Source organism: Acinetobacter sp. AL9 (assembly GCF_041464035.1).
Taxonomy (GTDB): Bacteria; Pseudomonadota; Gammaproteobacteria; order Pseudomonadales; family Moraxellaceae; genus Acinetobacter; species Acinetobacter towneri.
Genome location: NZ_JAYFSK010000193.1, coordinates 1 through 351, shown reverse-complemented (window position 1 = coordinate 351; position 351 = coordinate 1). Strand labels below are relative to the sequence as shown.

The window sequence follows — 351 nt, the reverse complement described above, 5'->3', positions numbered from 1 at the left end:
AGCGTATTCATGACCGCAGTATGCCTGAGGTCATGAAGAGAATGAAATAGAACGTTTGGAGGATGGCAGAATGGTCGAGCTTGGTTTAGAGCATATTCACCACTTGCTGCAATCCAATTCTCTGCCAAGGCAAACCTTGGATTAATGCCTGTAACTGTTCCGGGCTGAGGGCCACGGTTTCACCTTGGTGAACTTGAGCCCAGTGAAATTTACCCTGTTCCAGCCGCCGGGCACACAGCCAGATGCCCAGTCCATCATGTACCAACACTTTCATACGATGACCACGTTTATTACAGAACAGGTAGGCGCAATGCGGTTTGATTGAGCCAAAGGCTTTCATAATCTGCGCCA

General features: G+C 49.0%; 1 protein-coding gene. It reads right to left on the bottom strand.

Going from position 1 to position 351, the window contains the following annotated elements; all coding sequences use genetic code 11:
* Positions 1 to 85: 85 nt before the first annotated feature.
* A partial coding sequence (tnpB, locus tag ACEO2X_RS14285) for an IS66 family insertion sequence element accessory protein TnpB (protein WP_371972194.1) occupies positions 86 to 351 on the bottom strand: 266 nt, incomplete at its 5' end.